General features: G+C 36.1%; 22 protein-coding genes. 10 read left to right on the top strand and 12 right to left on the bottom strand.

The window, feature by feature from the left end; genetic code table 11:
• Nucleotides 1-111: 111 nt before the first annotated feature.
• From murC to Bandiella_RS05620, 10 genes are all read right to left on the bottom strand, one after another.
• On the bottom strand, nt 112-1,548 hold the full coding sequence (gene murC, locus Bandiella_RS05575) for a UDP-N-acetylmuramate--L-alanine ligase (protein WP_323732724.1): 1,437 nt from the start codon (nt 1,546-1,548) through the stop codon (nt 112-114).
• Nucleotides 1,549-2,304, bottom strand: a complete 756-nt coding sequence (locus Bandiella_RS05580) for an outer membrane protein assembly factor BamD (RefSeq protein WP_323732725.1) — start codon at nt 2,302-2,304, stop codon at nt 1,549-1,551. It lies immediately after the preceding gene.
• The gene (locus tag Bandiella_RS05585; protein ID WP_323732726.1) at nt 2,301-3,080 is read right to left on the bottom strand and encodes a succinate dehydrogenase iron-sulfur subunit; all 780 of its coding nucleotides are present in this window, start codon (nt 3,078-3,080) and stop codon (nt 2,301-2,303) included. The genes Bandiella_RS05580 and Bandiella_RS05585 overlap by 4 nt, the downstream gene beginning before the upstream one ends.
• A gap of 189 nt (nt 3,081-3,269) precedes the next feature.
• On the bottom strand, nt 3,270-3,854 hold the full coding sequence (locus Bandiella_RS05590) for an IS6 family transposase (protein WP_323733405.1): 585 nt from the start codon (nt 3,852-3,854) through the stop codon (nt 3,270-3,272).
• A 200-nt stretch (nt 3,855-4,054) separates the two neighbouring features.
• Complete coding sequence (gene traT / locus Bandiella_RS05595; RefSeq protein ID WP_323732727.1) at nt 4,055-4,324, bottom strand: complement resistance protein TraT; 270 nt, start codon at nt 4,322-4,324, stop codon at nt 4,055-4,057.
• Between the two features lie 11 nt (nt 4,325-4,335).
• Complete coding sequence (locus Bandiella_RS05600) at nt 4,336-4,431, bottom strand: GapR family DNA-binding domain-containing protein (protein WP_323732728.1); 96 nt, start codon at nt 4,429-4,431, stop codon at nt 4,336-4,338.
• A 140-nt stretch (nt 4,432-4,571) separates the two neighbouring features.
• Nucleotides 4,572-5,486, bottom strand: coding sequence for an Rpn family recombination-promoting nuclease/putative transposase (locus Bandiella_RS05605; protein WP_323732729.1), 915 nt, complete (start codon nt 5,484-5,486; stop codon nt 4,572-4,574).
• 156 nt (nt 5,487-5,642) lie between these two features.
• Nucleotides 5,643-5,966: an IS1 family transposase gene (locus Bandiella_RS05610; RefSeq protein WP_323732685.1), complete on the bottom strand. Its 324-nt coding sequence runs from the start codon at nt 5,964-5,966 to the stop codon at nt 5,643-5,645.
• Complete coding sequence (locus Bandiella_RS05615; protein ID WP_323732528.1) at nt 5,915-6,046, bottom strand: hypothetical protein; 132 nt, start codon at nt 6,044-6,046, stop codon at nt 5,915-5,917. Before Bandiella_RS05615 ends, Bandiella_RS05610 begins: the two co-directional genes overlap by 52 nt.
• Entirely contained in the window at nt 5,995-6,387 is a 393-nt protein-coding gene (locus Bandiella_RS05620) for a transposase-like zinc-binding domain-containing protein (RefSeq protein WP_323732428.1), read from the bottom strand. Before Bandiella_RS05620 ends, Bandiella_RS05615 begins: the two co-directional genes overlap by 52 nt.
• A 319-nt stretch (nt 6,388-6,706) precedes the next feature.
• On the opposite strand from Bandiella_RS05620, the gene Bandiella_RS05625 reads away from it, so the two are divergent.
• The 10 genes from Bandiella_RS05625 to lepA all read left to right on the top strand — a co-directional run bounded on the left by Bandiella_RS05625 (nt 6,707) and on the right by lepA (nt 14,934).
• On the top strand, nt 6,707-6,973 hold the full coding sequence (locus Bandiella_RS05625) for a hypothetical protein (protein WP_323732730.1): 267 nt from the start codon (nt 6,707-6,709) through the stop codon (nt 6,971-6,973).
• Nucleotides 6,922-7,266, top strand: a complete 345-nt coding sequence (locus tag Bandiella_RS07605) for an IS1 family transposase (protein ID WP_407651266.1) — start codon at nt 6,922-6,924, stop codon at nt 7,264-7,266. Before Bandiella_RS05625 ends, Bandiella_RS07605 begins: the two co-directional genes overlap by 52 nt.
• A gap of 145 nt (nt 7,267-7,411) precedes the next feature.
• On the top strand, nt 7,412-8,044 hold the full coding sequence (locus tag Bandiella_RS05630; RefSeq protein ID WP_323732731.1) for a superoxide dismutase: 633 nt from the start codon (nt 7,412-7,414) through the stop codon (nt 8,042-8,044).
• 11 nt (nt 8,045-8,055) lie between these two features.
• The gene (locus tag Bandiella_RS05635) at nt 8,056-8,772 is read left to right on the top strand and encodes a Bax inhibitor-1/YccA family protein (protein ID WP_323732732.1); all 717 of its coding nucleotides are present in this window, start codon (nt 8,056-8,058) and stop codon (nt 8,770-8,772) included.
• Nucleotides 8,773-8,790: 18 nt separating this feature from the next.
• Nucleotides 8,791-9,021: a GapR family DNA-binding domain-containing protein gene (locus Bandiella_RS05640; protein WP_236870122.1), complete on the top strand. Its 231-nt coding sequence runs from the start codon at nt 8,791-8,793 to the stop codon at nt 9,019-9,021.
• A gap of 11 nt (nt 9,022-9,032) precedes the next feature.
• Entirely contained in the window at nt 9,033-9,782 is a 750-nt protein-coding gene (locus tag Bandiella_RS05645) for a complement resistance protein TraT (RefSeq protein ID WP_323732733.1), read from the top strand.
• Nucleotides 9,783-9,851: 69 nt separating this feature from the next.
• The gene (locus Bandiella_RS05650; RefSeq protein ID WP_323732734.1) at nt 9,852-10,742 is read left to right on the top strand and encodes an Rpn family recombination-promoting nuclease/putative transposase; all 891 of its coding nucleotides are present in this window, start codon (nt 9,852-9,854) and stop codon (nt 10,740-10,742) included.
• Between the two features lie 472 nt (nt 10,743-11,214).
• Entirely contained in the window at nt 11,215-11,799 is a 585-nt protein-coding gene (locus tag Bandiella_RS05655; RefSeq protein ID WP_323733412.1) for an IS6 family transposase, read from the top strand.
• Between the two features lie 304 nt (nt 11,800-12,103).
• Nucleotides 12,104-13,129: a tRNA (adenosine(37)-N6)-threonylcarbamoyltransferase complex transferase subunit TsaD gene (tsaD, locus tag Bandiella_RS05660; protein WP_323732735.1), complete on the top strand. Its 1,026-nt coding sequence runs from the start codon at nt 12,104-12,106 to the stop codon at nt 13,127-13,129.
• 5 nt (nt 13,130-13,134) lie between these two features.
• On the top strand, nt 13,135-14,934 hold the full coding sequence (gene lepA / locus Bandiella_RS05665; RefSeq protein ID WP_323732736.1) for a translation elongation factor 4: 1,800 nt from the start codon (nt 13,135-13,137) through the stop codon (nt 14,932-14,934).
• A 60-nt stretch (nt 14,935-14,994) separates the two neighbouring features.
• Here the strand turns inward: lepA and rbfA are convergent, their stop codons facing one another.
• Nucleotides 14,995-15,366: a 30S ribosome-binding factor RbfA gene (gene rbfA / locus Bandiella_RS05670; RefSeq protein WP_323732737.1), complete on the bottom strand. Its 372-nt coding sequence runs from the start codon at nt 15,364-15,366 to the stop codon at nt 14,995-14,997.
• Between the two features lie 3 nt (nt 15,367-15,369).
• Nucleotides 15,370-15,711, bottom strand: a complete 342-nt coding sequence (locus Bandiella_RS05675) for a HesB/IscA family protein (protein WP_323732738.1) — start codon at nt 15,709-15,711, stop codon at nt 15,370-15,372.
• Nucleotides 15,712-15,736: the final 25 nt, after the last annotated feature.

A 15,736-nucleotide genomic window follows, 5' to 3' on the forward strand; every position in this document is an offset into this window, starting at 1 on the left:
CACTTTGAAATTTTCACTTTTCACTTTTTGCACTGAATTTTCACAGATGCGACAGAACCCCCTATAATGCTGTGAAAAAATTAAGGTTAGTTATTTTGCTTCTGGATGTTTCTATGGTCGATTGAAGCAGTTATGTACTGCCGCATGCGCCATTTCGGATATACTTCCAGAACCCATAAACAAAACACTGTCTCCAGGGCGTGCATGTTTCGTTATAAGTTGCATCATTAGCTTGTCATCCGCACAATAATACGCTTCTTGTATCGACGACATTTCGTCTACAAATATTTGGCTGCTCACACCATTTATTTGAGCTTCTCCAGCGGAATACACATCCAACACTAATAAGCGATCTGCGTCTTTGAAAGAGTGTAGAAACTCGCCATATAATTCTGCAAATCTGGAATATCTATGAGGTTGGAAAACAGCTAAGATTTTACCACCATCTTGTGCAATGCGAGCTTTTGCCATCTGCAGTGTAGCTCGAACCTCATTTGGATGATGTGCATAATCATCCACAAAAGTCACTCCGTTTACCTCACCTATAATGCTGAATCTTCTTTTAACACCCGAGTTATTTAACAGTGCAGCTTTTATATCGTCCGGACTACCACCTTTAAAAAGTGCAACAGTAATTCCAGCTAGGGCATTTAAAAGATTATGTACACCAAAATTATTAAGCGCTATGTTTTTTATAACGCTAAAGTTACTTCCAATTTTTTGTTGGAATTTTTTTGATAACATTAAGTCAAATACAAAACCTTGGATACCAATTTGGATGTTAAAAGCTTTGACATCCGAAGTTTTGGAATTTATGCCATACGTGAAGTATTTGGGGTTCCCAACATAATTGGCACTAATTTGACGTAGATACTGGCAATCGTCGCAAACAACAACCATATCCTTTGCCAAAACTTTTTCTATAAAGATTTTAGACATATTGATTATGTTATCTATGCTTCGATAATAATCCAAATGTTCTTTATCTATGTTTGTAATCACACCTATGTCAGTTGGTATAACCAAAAAAGTGCAGTCAGATTCATCGGCCTCAACTATATTGATGTTGCTCTTACCCTTATGAGCATTCGAATTGATTTGGTTGATTATTCCTCCGCAAATTACTGTTGGAGAATGGTTGAGATGCTGAAGCAATGAGTATATCAAAGAAGTGGTGGATGTCTTTCCATGTGCACCGGTGATGCAGATATTATATCCGTCAAGCATCATATTGGAAAGCAGTTCAGCACGTGAAATCACTGGGATGAACTTGTTTTTTGCTGCCAGTATCTCTGGGTTATCATTCTTTATAGCTGACGACCTCACAACCAACGTACTTTGGTTGACATTGTCAGCATTGTGCCCTAAAAAAATGTGCATTCCTAATTCTTGCAGACTCTTGGTATGTTGATTATCAGATGCATCTGAACCCTGAACCACATACCCATTTTGATGCAGCAACTTGGCAAGGCCGCTCATACCTATGCCACCAATACCTATAATATGTATGATGCCAACGGGGTTAGAAACGATATTTGTTAAGTTCATTTATTTTCTTTTCGCACCATGGTTTACTAGTAAGTCGTGGGCTTTTTTATACCACATACTTTTGGGGTAATTATGACCCAACACCGATGCATACTTGGTCGCTTCTTTCTTGACACCCAAAGTAAAATAAACTTCGGTAAGCCTATACAAACATTCCGGCGCAAAGATACTGGTTTGATAGTTGTCTATTACGTTTTTAAATCTATTAATAGAAGCTATTGGTTGGTTTGTACGGAGATAAAAGCGTCCTATATCCATCTCCTTACCCGCCATCACATTATGTATATACTCCAGCTTCCACTTAGCGTCTTTAGCGTATTTTGAATGGGGGTATAAAGCAATTAGTAGACTAAAATCTTCTCCAGCTTTTATGGTTAAGTCCTGTTCTCTACCTGTGTCCATAATTTGGTTATAGTTCGACATTGCTTTGAGATAATACATATATGCAGCATCCTTGTGCATTGGGAACTGATGCAAGAAGTCTTCGATTGTCAATATAGCATCCGTGTATTGCTCCTCTGAATATAATGAATATGCCTTTAAAATTAAAGTGTCAGCATACCTGGTTGAAGCAGGATACTCATTCTCAAGTTGAGTTAATGTCTTCGCTGCACTTCTATAGTCTCCCGACTTTACTTCATTCACTCCCCTTTCGTATAATTGGCTGTCGCTTATAGCCAACTTTTTCTTATTCATTGCACCACAACCAACCAGTGCTGATAATAGCACTATAGTTAAAATTTTGTTTTTTATCATATTCTTGATACCATCATATTTTTTATTTTACTTATGGCCTTGGCAGGGTTCAGTCCCTTAGGGCATGTTTTGGTGCAGTTCATTATAGTGTGGCACCTATATAGCTTAAAATCGTCTTCTAATTCATCAAGACGCTCTTGAGTAATTTCATCCCTGCTATCGATAATCCACCTATATGCCTGCAATAATATTGCCGGCCCCAAATATTTATCACCATTCCACCAATAACTTGGACAACTAGTTGAACAACAAGCGCATAATATGCATTCGTACAACCCGTCTAACTGCTCTCGTTCTTCAGGGGATTGCAACCTCTCCTTATCTGGCGAATGTGCGGTCTTGGTTTGTAGCCAAGGTTTGACGGATTTGAGCTGAGCGTAAAACACGTTCATATCAGGAACTAAATCCTTTATAACTTTCATATGGGGAAGTGGGTAAATTTTCACATCACCTTTCACCTCGTCTATCGGTTTTAAGCATGCCAGAGTATTGGTGCCGTCAATATTCATCGCACAACTGCCGCATATTCCTTCTCTGCACGACCTTCTAAACGTTAAGCTACTATCTATCTCGTTTTTTATTTTAATTAGCGCATCAAGCACCATTGGGCCACATTGATCTAAATCTACTTCAAACCTATCCAACCTAGGGTTCTCTTCTGACTCTGGTTCGTACCTGTATATCTGAAAAACCTTAGTGTTGCCAGGCTTTTCAGTGCAAGTATGCATTTTACCCTTTTGAGGCTTCGAATTTTTTGGTAATGTAAACTCAACCATATAGAACTTACAGCTCCTATTTTCAGCTAATCTAGCATTATTCTAATTTTTTGGCAATATATACTCCGCGTCTTTTAAAAGTTGTGATTAAAAATAGCAGAGTGTTAGCCAAAGATAGATATAAAATTGCCCTGCTCGGCACCGTCAAGTTAATGGAGGTAAGGGCGTGACAGAGCATCTTTTTGAAAATTATGCAGCAGCTATGGATTGAGCGGCGTGATCCCAAATAGATTTAGCTTCGAAAAACATTTCTTTTTGCTTGCTAGAACTGTTAATATACCTGCCCACATCTACTGAAAATATGTTCCTTATTTTTCCCATCAAAGAAAGAGTTTGCTGTACCCCAGAAGGAGATTTGAATTTTATTAGGCATTTCTCTTTCCTGCGTGTTGGTTGGTGTGCATTTTCAACCCTATTATTTAATCCTTTATGGCGCCTATGCTCTGTTTTAGGGCACATTTCTTTTATAGGTTTGGTATAGCTTTTTAATTTATCTGTCACGATTACTCTGGGTACTGGATTTGATTGTAATAATCTTGATAAAAACCTTATCGCAGACTTTTTATTACGTCTGGTCTGTAGGAAGACATCTATCTCATATCCATCTTCATCTACAGCTCTCCACAAAATAAAATATTTACCGTTAATTTTAATGCTCATCTCATCCAAATGCCATTTATCCTTTACTTTCCTCTGCTTCTTCTTGATTATATCTAAAAACCTTTTTCCAAATTTAATACACCATGCTCTTATCGTTTCATGGCTTACTTCTATACCCCTTTATAACAACTCTTCTGCTACGTCTCTATAACTCAAATTAAATCTGTGGTACAACCAAACTGCATGTCCTATTATCACCATTGGATATCTGTATCTGCTCGCTCTTTCTTCCATTGTTTTTCTATTATTTTTTATTTTGCTCCAATTTACTATTTTTTCCCTCTTCTCTCAATACCTTTTGCACCTCAACTTTTTTAACTTGACGGTGCCCCTTTAGCTTCAATAGCGGATTTAATTTGAGCCTCAATATCAAGACCTTCTTTGTCTGTAGTATTTCTAATTTGAAGAATTACAGTTTTCTTATCATCGTCTATTGGGTCTAAGAAAACAGTGTCCGACATCTTAGTTTGCACCTCTAACTTACCGTGCTTAATCAGTTTTTGCGTCGTACCACAGCCAGTCAGATTAAATACTGCTAAGGATAAAAGAAAAATTATTACATACGATGAGATTTTTTTATTCATTGTTAACTCCATTATTTCATTCCAATTGTTGCTTTGTAAGTTTCTAGCTCTTCTTCCTGTCTTAGCCTCTCATCATTATCCATTTTTCTTAATTTTAAAACTGGCATCGTCAAGTCAATTTATCTTTCTAGTTATAGTTGCCAGAACAGCTTTAGATATAATTCAACCTATCTGCTTCTGGGCTTTTAATAATTCAAAACTTGACGGTGCCCAGAGCCGCCCCACCCAGACCTTTATTAAGGCTGAGCTAATTCTTCAGGTTATTGATCTCCTCAATACTAAGTCCTGTAGACTGAGATATGATCTCAGCAGAAATATTATGAGATAACATATTTTTTGCTACTTTTTTTATTGCTTCCTCTCTACCTTCCTCTCTGCCCTTTTCGATACCCTTTTCGATACCTTTTTCGATACCCCTAAGCTCAGCTTGTTCTGCAAGGCCCTCAAGATAAGCTTCTCTAGCTTTATTATCTCTAGCAATCTTCTCTGAAGCTTCATAGGCACGTAGCTCATCTTTTGTCCAGTGATGTGCTTCTAGCTCATGGTATGCTTTTGTAATTACCTCGTCACTGTTTTTGATTAATTCACCCATATCATCAGGATCATTTGCATACTTGAAAAAGTAACACCATTTATCTTCAAAGCTCTTTAATTCCTCTATCCTTTTATTAAACTTTTTGAGCTCTATGAATGTAAATGAGAAGTCTTTTAGATCTCTTTCATATGTCTTTTTATCCAATGTGTAATGGACTGATTTATACCCCTTCTTCTTTGGAAACATTTCATATTCTGTTATCGCTAAGAATATTACTTCCTTAAGATGATCATAATTATACCCCTCTTCAGCTTGAGATGAATATGCTTTTGCTGCGTAGTATTGAGCTCTTTTCTCAAATCCACCAACTTTTGCTACCTGCATCTCTACTATGTACTGTGTTCCATCCTCTTCTTCGCATAAAACATCAACTACACTCTGTTTCTTTCCTATAAGTTCAGGATGTTGCATTGGATTGAGTAGTCTTACTTTTGTAATTTCTTTCTTCCCTTCTCTTTCTATTACATCGTTTAAGAAATGCATCAAAATATCCTTGTTCTTTTCAGTTCCAAAGATCTTCTTAAATGCTATGTCATTTCTTGGGTTTAAGTATTTTACTATCGTCATAAGAGCCTACTTATATCATCACAATATTACTAGATTCTTCCTTTTTTTGCTACACAAATTAACCAACTATTAGAGTAATCCAGATATTGATCTAACTAGTCCTTTTACCAACTCAGGTTGCGCCTCAGTAAATTTTCCATTTACTTTTTCAGAGTGTTAGCCAAAGATAGATATAAAATTGCCCTGCTCACTTAGGAAATTATTGTTATCCTCAAAATGTACCCAGAGCTTAATCGTAAGATCGACAACTTCTTCAGATTTTGAAACTACCTTTGTTTTTCTGGTCATTCTTGCAATTCTGTGCCTTGTGTTTGAGTTATTGGACTCAATTGAGAGTGTATGTTGTTTGCCAACAACATGTTGATGGCGAGGTATAACCTCTGAATAAACAGACCAAGCGTCTGTGTAATAAGTGCAATTATCTCTACTTATGATTTTCCACAATTTTCTAAAGGTTGTAACGTTACGCTTACCAACCACCCAGGCAACAACTCTCTTGAGCTCCCTACTATAGGCTTTCCATATCCATAATTTGTTTTTTTGAATCTACAAAATGCCACATCTCATCTATTTCAACTTCTCTCAATTCTTCCGGCACTGTTGGTCTTGGTATCTTTTTAGCATACAGTATTATCCACTTATATACGCTAGTATGAGCTACTTTAAATAATTTCCCTAGCCATCTAAAGCTACTTTTCCCCATGCTGTACAATAACACTGCCAGAGCCTTCATCTCTGGCGAACAGCCTCTTAATTTAGTGTTTGTAAAATTACATCCACACTCTTTGCATTTATACCTTTGCATACCCCTAATATTACCATTCTTAACGTATTTACTGCTACTGCATTTTTTACACTCTGTATTCATATTTCTATTTTCTTTGTTGCTCGCTATATTCATTTTAGCATCTTATCTATCTTATGGCAACACTCCCAAATTTCTTTCACTAACTGCTTAATGGAAAAATATACAAATAATTTGGGGAGTGTTTTAAAAGGGATAGGAAAGAAGAAAAGAATGTGATATAAGGAGAGGGAAGGAAAAAAAAGAAAGGGAAAAATGGAGAAAATAGAATGTAAATATTGCAAAGGGAAAGGGGTATCAAAAAAATGGATATGCAAGGAAAAAGCAGAGATACAAATGTAAGAGTTGTAATAAAAACTTTACAGAAGGAGATGGTAGGAAGAATTGGAAATATGGTAATAAAGAGAGGAGCATGGTGATAAAGATGTATCTAAATAACTGCGGAATTAGGAGGATAGCTCACATATTAAATATCCCGTTAAGTACAGTATTTTATTGGATCAAACAAGCAGGGAAAGTAGTAGATGAGATGGTGACGAATCAAAAGATAGAGGGAGATAAGAGGCGTATAGAGATATTAGAGATGGATGAGCTATATACATACGTCAAAAAAAAGAGAATAAAACAAGAATATGGACTGCTGTCGATAGGGACAGATTCAAAACTGTTGCGTTTAAAGTAGGTTCAGGTGATAAAGAAAATTACGTAGATTTAGCTCGTGAGCTAGGAGAAAAATACCAAATTCGTTATATGTGTACAGATGGGTATGAGGTCTATTGTCATTATAAAATTGCTCAAATACATCTGCAGACAAAGTCTGAAACTTGTTTGGTTGAGAGCTTCAATTCCTCCTTAAGGGATATGCTTGCTAGATTAAATCGCAAGACTAAACGCTTTAGCAAGTGTTCTGAAATGCTAAGATTATCCCTTGTTTTATTTTTTAACAAAGCTTTAGCTCTTTCTATCTATTTATGAACACTCCCTTTGAAAGTGAACAAGGAGATATTGAATTTATAGAAACAATATCCTATTATTCAACTTATAGAGCAGATACTAAAAAGATAAATGTTATCTTCTTGGAACCTAAAGGGCTGTAACATTAAAACATAAAGAGGACATTATGAGTATAGCTGAAAGATTAGAGCAAAAAGCTAATGAAGAATTAATGATTGAAGCTCAAACACTACCTTATGAGAAAGATTTATTTGCCCCCACTTTATCAAAGGAAACATTGGATTTTCATTATGATAAACATCATCTAGGGTATGTAACAAAACTAAACAACTTAATTTCCTCAACTCAATATAAAAACAAGGTATTAGAGAGTATTATCAAAGAGTCTCACAAACTAGGAGATGAAGCTATATATAATAATGCAGCACAGATATGGAATCATGATTTCTATTGGAACTCTTTGGCTATAAAAAGTGGTATGTCAGATACTATATCTTCTTTAATCAAGCAAGACTTCAAAAGCCTAGAGAATTTCAATGACAAAGTTGTAGAAGAGGGAATGCTATTATTTGGTAGTGGATGGCTTTGGCTTGTACAGGATAAAAATACTAAAAAGCTAAGATTAATTACCACTTCAAATGCAGAAAATCCACTAACATCAGATTTAATCCCAATTTTAACAATAGACTTATGGGAGCATGCATATTATATAGATTACAGGAACGATAGAAAATCTTATTTAACAAAAATTGTTGGATACTTAAATTGGGATTTTGCAGATAAAAATTTAATTAATTAACACCTCACCTCATGACCATAAATTACATAAACACTCAAACAGAAGCCAGAAGAAATAGCTACGATTTTGGCCTTAGAAAATATTTAATCTCAGTATATCAATATATGTCTTTTGCACTTGCATTAACTGCAATTATTGCAATGGGTGCAGCTAGTTCGCAAGATTTTATGTATTTAGTACATGGCTCAGGTCTAAAATGGGTTGTAGCATTTGCTCCACTTGGGATGGTTTTTTATATGGGAAGTAGACTAATGTCTATGAGCCAAACTGCAGCGCAGACCTGTTTAATGGTATTTGCTGCACTTATGGGATTATCTTTATCATCAATATTTATAGTCTTTACTGGTGAATCTATAGCTAGAGTATTTTTTATCACTGCATCTACTTTTGGTGCTATGGGTATATATGGTCATAATACAAAGCGTGATTTATCTTCTATGGGATCATTTTTAATGATGGGGGCTGTTGGTTTACTTATATCTGGTGTTGTAAATATATTTTTAAAAAGTTCAGCTATTTATTTTATTAGCTCTGTTATAGGAGTAGTAGTTTTCACCCTGTTTACTGCTTACGATACTCAAAGAATTAAATCGCTTTATTATCAAAATCAAGGGAATGAACAAGTAGCATCTAAACTTGCTATATATGGTTCACTTACACTTTATATGGATTTTATTAATCTATTTGTTTTCTTGCTACAGTTACTTGGTGCAAAAAGAAACGATTAATCGCTTAAGGTAAATTTCATGACCAATAAAGAAGAATTATTGCAAATAATAACAAAGTTAGAAAAGCTTGAAGAAGAAAAAGAAGCTGTGTCGCAAGTAATAACAGATACTCTAGCAGAAGCAAAGATAAAAGGATATGATATCAAAATATTAAAACAAGTTTTAAAATTAAGAAAAATGGATAATGATGAGAGGCTAAGACAGGAAGAAGAGCTAGAAACTTACAAAGCAACAATTGGAATGAAATAATGGAGTTAACAATGAATAAAAAAATCTCATCGTATGTAATAATTTTTCTTTTATCCTTAGCAGTATTTAATCTGACTGGCTGTGGTACGACGCAAAAACTGATTAAGCACGGTAAGTTAGAGGTGCAAACTAAGATGTCGGACACTGTTTTCTTAGACCCAATAGACGATGATAAGAAAACTGTAATTCTTCAAATTAGAAATACTACAGACAAAGAAGGTCTTGATATTGAGGCTCAAATTAAATCCGCTATTGAAGCTAAAGGATATAAAGTAGTAAATAAAAGTAAGGATGCCAATATTATGATTCAGGCTAATATTTTACAGGTAGGCAAATCTACTTTAGAAGACCCATTTGCAATATTATCTGGTGGATATGGCGCTACATTTGAAGGTATGGCAGCAGGAGCAATGATAGTTGGAGCAACTGGTGGTTCTGGAAGGGATATGTTAGGTTATGGGTTATTAGCAGGAACTGCAAATGCTATTCTTGATGCGGCTGTTGAAGTAGTACAATACTCAATGGTAACAGATTTACAAATTAGCGAAAAAGCAACAGATAATATTGTATCAGAAACTAGTAATGCATCATTAAAACAAGGGATAAGTGGTTATAAAAAATCAGATTGGCAAGAAAAAACCAATTGGAAAAAATACCAAACAAGAATTATAAGTGTTGCTAAAAAAGTAAATGGAAAATTTACTGAGGCGCAACCTGAGTTGGTAAAAGGACTAGTTAGATCAATATCTGGATTACTCTAATAGTTGGTTAATTTGTGTAGCAAAAAAAGGAAGAATCTAGTAATATTGTGATGATATAAGTAGGCTCTTATGACGATAGTAAAATACTTAAACCCAAGAAATGACATAGCATTTAAGAAGATCTTTGGAACTGAAAAGAACAAGGATATTTTGATGCATTTCTTAAACGATGTAATAGAAAGAGAAGGGAAGAAAGAAATTACAAAAGTAAGACTACTCAATCCAATGCAACATCCTGAACTTATAGGAAAGAAACAGAGTGTAGTTGATGTTTTATGCGAAGAAGAGGATGGAACACAGTACATAGTAGAGATGCAGGTAGCAAAAGTTGGTGGATTTGAGAAAAGAGCTCAATACTACGCAGCAAAAGCATATTCATCTCAAGCTGAAGAGGGGTATAATTATGATCATCTTAAGGAAGTAATATTCTTAGCGATAACAGAATATGAAATGTTTCCAAAGAAGAAGGGGTATAAATCAGTCCATTACACATTGGATAAAAAGACATATGAAAGAGATCTAAAAGACTTCTCATTTACATTCATAGAGCTCAAAAAGTTTAATAAAAGGATAGAGGAATTAAAGAGCTTTGAAGATAAATGGTGTTACTTTTTCAAGTATGCAAATGATCCTGATGATATGGGTGAATTAATCAAAAACAGTGACGAGGTAATTACAAAAGCATACCATGAGCTAGAAGCACATCACTGGACAAAAGATGAGCTACGTGCCTATGAAGCTTCAGAGAAGATTGCTAGAGATAATAAAGCTAGAGAAGCTTATCTTGAGGGCCTTGCAGAACAAGCTGAGCTTAGGGGTATCGAAAAGGGTATTGAAAAGGGTATTGAAAAGGGTATTGAAAAAGTAGCAAAAAATATGTTATCTCATAATATTTCTGCTGAGATCATATCTCAGTCTACAGGACTTAGTATTGACGAGATCAACAACCTGAAGAATTAGCATTGCTAAACAGATATAGCATACGATTGAGAAAGCTGCTATGATATGTACAATAATACAAATAAGGTTAACATATGTCAGAAATAATATGTTGCAAATGCAGAGAAAGTAATTATTACAGATCTGGGAAAGTGAACGGGAAAGACTTTGTTCGGTAGGTTGTGTTTTTCTTTATGGAGGGCATATTGGGAGTGTTGCAAGATGGAATAAAGAAAGGTATAGTGGAGTGGATTACAGAATAAAGAAGAGAAAAATGGGCACCGTCAAGTTAAAAAAGTTGAGGTGCAAAAGGTATTGAGAGAAGAGGGAAAAAATAGTAAATTGGAGCAAAATAAAAAATAATAGAAAAACAATGGAAGAAAGAGCGAGCAGATACAGATATCCAATGGTGATAATAGGACATGCAGTTTGGTTGTACCACAGATTTAATTTGAGTTATAGAGACGTAGCAGAAGAGTTGTTATAAAGGGGTATAGAAGTAAGCCATGAAACGATAAGAGCATGGTGTATTAAATTTGGAAAAAGGTTTTTAGATATAATCAAGAAGAAGCAGAGGAAAGTAAAGGATAAATGGCATTTGGATGAGATGAGCATTAAAATTAACGGTAAATATTTTATTTTGTGGAGAGCTGTAGATGAAGATGGATATGAGATAGATGTCTTCCTACAGACCAGACGTAATAAAAAGTCTGCGATAAGGTTTTTATCAAGATTATTACAATCAAATCCAGTACCCAGAGTAATCGTGACAGATAAATTAAAAAGCTATACCAAACCTATAAAAGAAATGTGCCCTAAAACAGAGCATAGGCGCCATAAAGGATTAAATAATAGGGTTGAAAATGCACACCAACCAACACGCAGGAAAGAGAAATGCCTAATAAAATTCAAATCTCCTTCTGGGGTACAGCAAACTCTTTCTTTGATGGGAAAAATAAGGAACATATTTTCAGTAGATGTGGGCAGGTATATTAACAGTTCTAGCAAGCAAAAAGAAATGTTTTTCGAAGCTAAATCTATTTGGGATCACGCCGCTCAATCCATAGCTGCTACATAATTTTAAAAAGATGCTCTGTCACGCCCTTACCTCCATTAACTTGACGGTGCCATTTTCTTTGTTGCTCGCTATATTCATTTTAGCATCTTATCTATCTTATGGCAACACTCCCAAAATTAGAACCTCTCTGTATTTAGCCATTGCAAGAAACAGAGTCACCAATTGGGGCTCTGTACTGTGCTCGCGATGGCTATTTTCGTCTTTTTGGATTGGAGCTTTTTAGAGAAATACAAAAGAGTTATTGAATATAAAGATAAATTATATAGAATCCCTAGAATCTCAAAGCTAACTTCTACATGTATTAATGATTGTTCTTGCCATAGAAACCAGTTGCGATGAAACTGCTGTTGCGATAATGGATGAAAATCGAAATATTTTAGGAAATAAAGTTCTTTCGCAAACAAACCTTCATGAAAAATTTGGTGGCGTGGTGCCGGAAATTGCTGCAAGAAGCCATGTAGAATTTCTGCCGCAATTACTTGAAGATACGTTGGCAGAAGCAAATCTTAAGTTAAATTCTATTGATGCGATTGCAGCCACAGGAGGACCTGGGTTAATAGGAGGAGTTATGGTAGGGGTTATGTACGCCAAAACTATTGCGTCTGTTATGAAAAAGAAATTTATAGCGGTTAACCATTTGGAAGGACATGCGTTAGCTGTTAGAATTACAGAAGATGTGGAGTATCCATACCTTTTGTTACTGATATCTGGTGGGCATTGCCAGACCATTATTGCAGAAGATTTGGGTAAGTATCATGTAATAGGAAGGACTATTGATGATGCTGTTGGAGAGGCTTTTGACAAGGTAGCAAAAATGTTGGATTTGGGCTATCCAGGCGGCGTGGTTGTCGAAAGATTTGCGCAGTTTGGAGATGAAAAAAAGTATGTATTTCCCAAACCTCTAATAAAGAAAGGGGAGCATAATTTTTCTTTCTCCGGTTTAAAAACTGCCGTCAGAAACCAGATAATAAAAATGGAAAGTATAAGTGAGCAAGATAAAGCTGACATATGTGCCTCATTTCAGTATACGGTTGCAGAGATTTTAAATACCAAACTGATAGAAGCTGCTAAGTCATTTTCCTCAAAATTCCCAAATTCAAAAGATGTTGTAATATCTGGCGGGGTTGCATCAAACCTTTATATAAGGGGCAAACTGGGCATTAGCATGGATGACTTGGGATATAGGCTTTTATACCCACCAATTGATTTGTGCACCGATAATGCTGCGATGATAGCTTGGGCAGCAATTGAACGACTGGAAAGAGGGTGTAGTAGCAACTTATGTTTCAAGCCAAAATCAAGATGGCAGCTTAACGAAATTACATATTGACAGAAATGGCAGAATTAAAAAACATCAGGAATTTTTCCATAATTGCGCATATTGATCATGGAAAGTCCACTCTTGCAGACAGATTAATTGAAAAGTGCGGCAATATTGAGGCAAGAGAAATGTCAAGCCAAATACTTGACTCTATGGATATTGAACAAGAAAGGGGCATTACCATAAAAGCACAAACTGTAAAGTTATTATACAAGGCCAAAGACGGCAACGAATACGTGTTAAATTTGATTGACACCCCAGGCCACGTTGATTTTAGCTATGAAGTCAGCAGGTCTCTTGCAGCTTGTGAGGGCTCCATATTAATCGTCGATGCAAGCCAGGGAGTGGAAGCTCAGACTTTAGCCAACACGTATAAAGCTATAGAAAATAACCATGAGATTATTCTGGTATTGAATAAGGTGGATTTGCCAGCTGCAGAGCCAGAAAGAATTAAAGCACAAATTGAAGAGGTGATTGGGCTAGACACAACAAATGCAATTGAAATTTCGGCTAAAACTGGGCAGGGCATTGATAAAGTGTTGGAGGCCATAGTAAATATGCTACCCCCTCCCAAAGGTGAATTAGACAATCCACTCAAAGCAATGCTTGTAGATAGTTGGTATGATAAATACCTTGGGGTTGTAATTCTGATTAGAATAATAGACGGCAGTATTAAAAAGGGTATGGCCATTAAAATGATGGCGACCGATGCTGAGCATCTAGTGGAAAGAGTTGGCATTTTTACCCCCAAGAAGTTACCAGTAGACGGGTTGAATGCAGGGGATGTAGGGTTTATTACTGGCAACATCAGGCAGGTGTCTGATTGCAAAATCGGCGATACTATCACGGATGTTAAGAATCAATGTGACAGTGTTTTACCTGGATTCAAACCTAGCCAGCCCGTGATTTTCTGCGGGATATATCCAACTGACGCAAGTCATTACTCTGCACTAAGAGACAGTATCGCAAAATTAAAGCTGAACGATCCTAGTTTGCATTATGAGCCAGAAACATCAAAGGCCTTAGGGTTTGGGTTTAGATGTGGATTCTTAGGAATGCTGCATTTAGAAATTGTTCAGGAGCGTCTGGAAAGAGAGTACGATCTTGACTTAGTTACCACAGCTCCAAGTGTGGTTTATAAAATATATCTCAGGTCTGGAGAGATAATGGAGCTGCACAACCCAGCTGACATGCCTGATCCTACCAGAATTGAATATATGGAAGAACCATGGGTAAAAGCAACGATAATGGTCCCAGATAAATACCTGGGCACCATAATAGCACTGTGTATGGATAAAAGAGGGAGACAACAGGAATTAACCTATATGGGCGATAGGGTGATGTTGGTGTACCAACTTCCACTGAATGAAATTGTTTTCGATTTTTACGAAAAATTAAAATCATCTTCAAAAGGGTATGCAAGTTGCGATTGGGAACTGGATGATTACTTCAAAGGTGATTTGGTGAAGGTAGACATATTAATTAACGAGATGCCAGTTGACGCGCTTTGCCTGCTTATACATAGGGCTAAAGCCGAAAGTAGAGGGAGAGAGATTTGTGAACACCTGAAAGAATTAATCCCAAGACATCTGTTTGCAATTCCTATACAAGCTGCAATTGGCGGGAAGATTATTGCAAGAGAAACAATCAGCGCGCTTAGAAAAGACGTTACCGCTAAGTGTTATGGTGGGGATGTGAGCAGAAAAAGGAAATTGCTTGAGAAGCAAAAGAAAGGAAAGAAACGCATGCGTTTAGTTGGGAATGTGAATGTCCCACAAAGTACTTTTATAGCAGTATTAAAAGTGGATAAATAGTGGCAGCACAAAAGACTTGGAGTCTTATTTCGCCAACCCTTGATTTACTAGAGGTATATATTACTTAGGCAACAAATTTTGTAACACCTTCTCTATATTAACTCTGTCGTCCACGTTTTTATCGATAACAAATTTTATCTCGGGTGTAAATTTTAATGCAACCTTTGAGCTGATTCTTTTTCTATATTCTGGTGCTAAAAAATTTAGCGTTTTTGCCAATTGATCTTCTTTGCTGTTTGCCACCGGATATATGAATATGGTAGAAAGTTTTAGGTCAGCACTTGTTTTTACCTCAATAACAGTGAGGTGCAGAGACTCTAAATACGGATGATATACTTCTTTTCTTGCAAATATCATGGCAATCTCTTGCCTAATTAATTCAGACACTTTTAGCTGCCGATTGGTTGGACTTCCCTTGTATCGATATGTCATAGTTTATTTATCTATTTTATATGAGAATGAATCGCCACACCCGCACTTAGAAGCAGAGTTTGGATTGTTGATCAAAAAAGAGGAATGTCCCAACTCCTCTACGTAGTCTAACTCCGCGTTCTGTAGGTAAGTTATTGATATTTTATCCACTATCACTTTTGCCCCTTTCTTTGTAAACACCAAGTCTTCGTCTGCATAATCTTCTACGAAATCAAGTTGGTACCTAAGACCGTTACATCCACCTCCATCAACTTTAACTCTTAAAAGTTGCTTTGCAGCAGTTTTAACGCTATTCAAATGGTTAATTCTATTAGCAGCATTTTCCGATATGATAAATTTGTGCATGTTGCAATTTATTTATAGTCAATCT

The organism is Candidatus Bandiella woodruffii (assembly GCF_034359465.1).
Lineage (GTDB): Bacteria > Pseudomonadota > Alphaproteobacteria > Rickettsiales > Midichloriaceae > NDG2.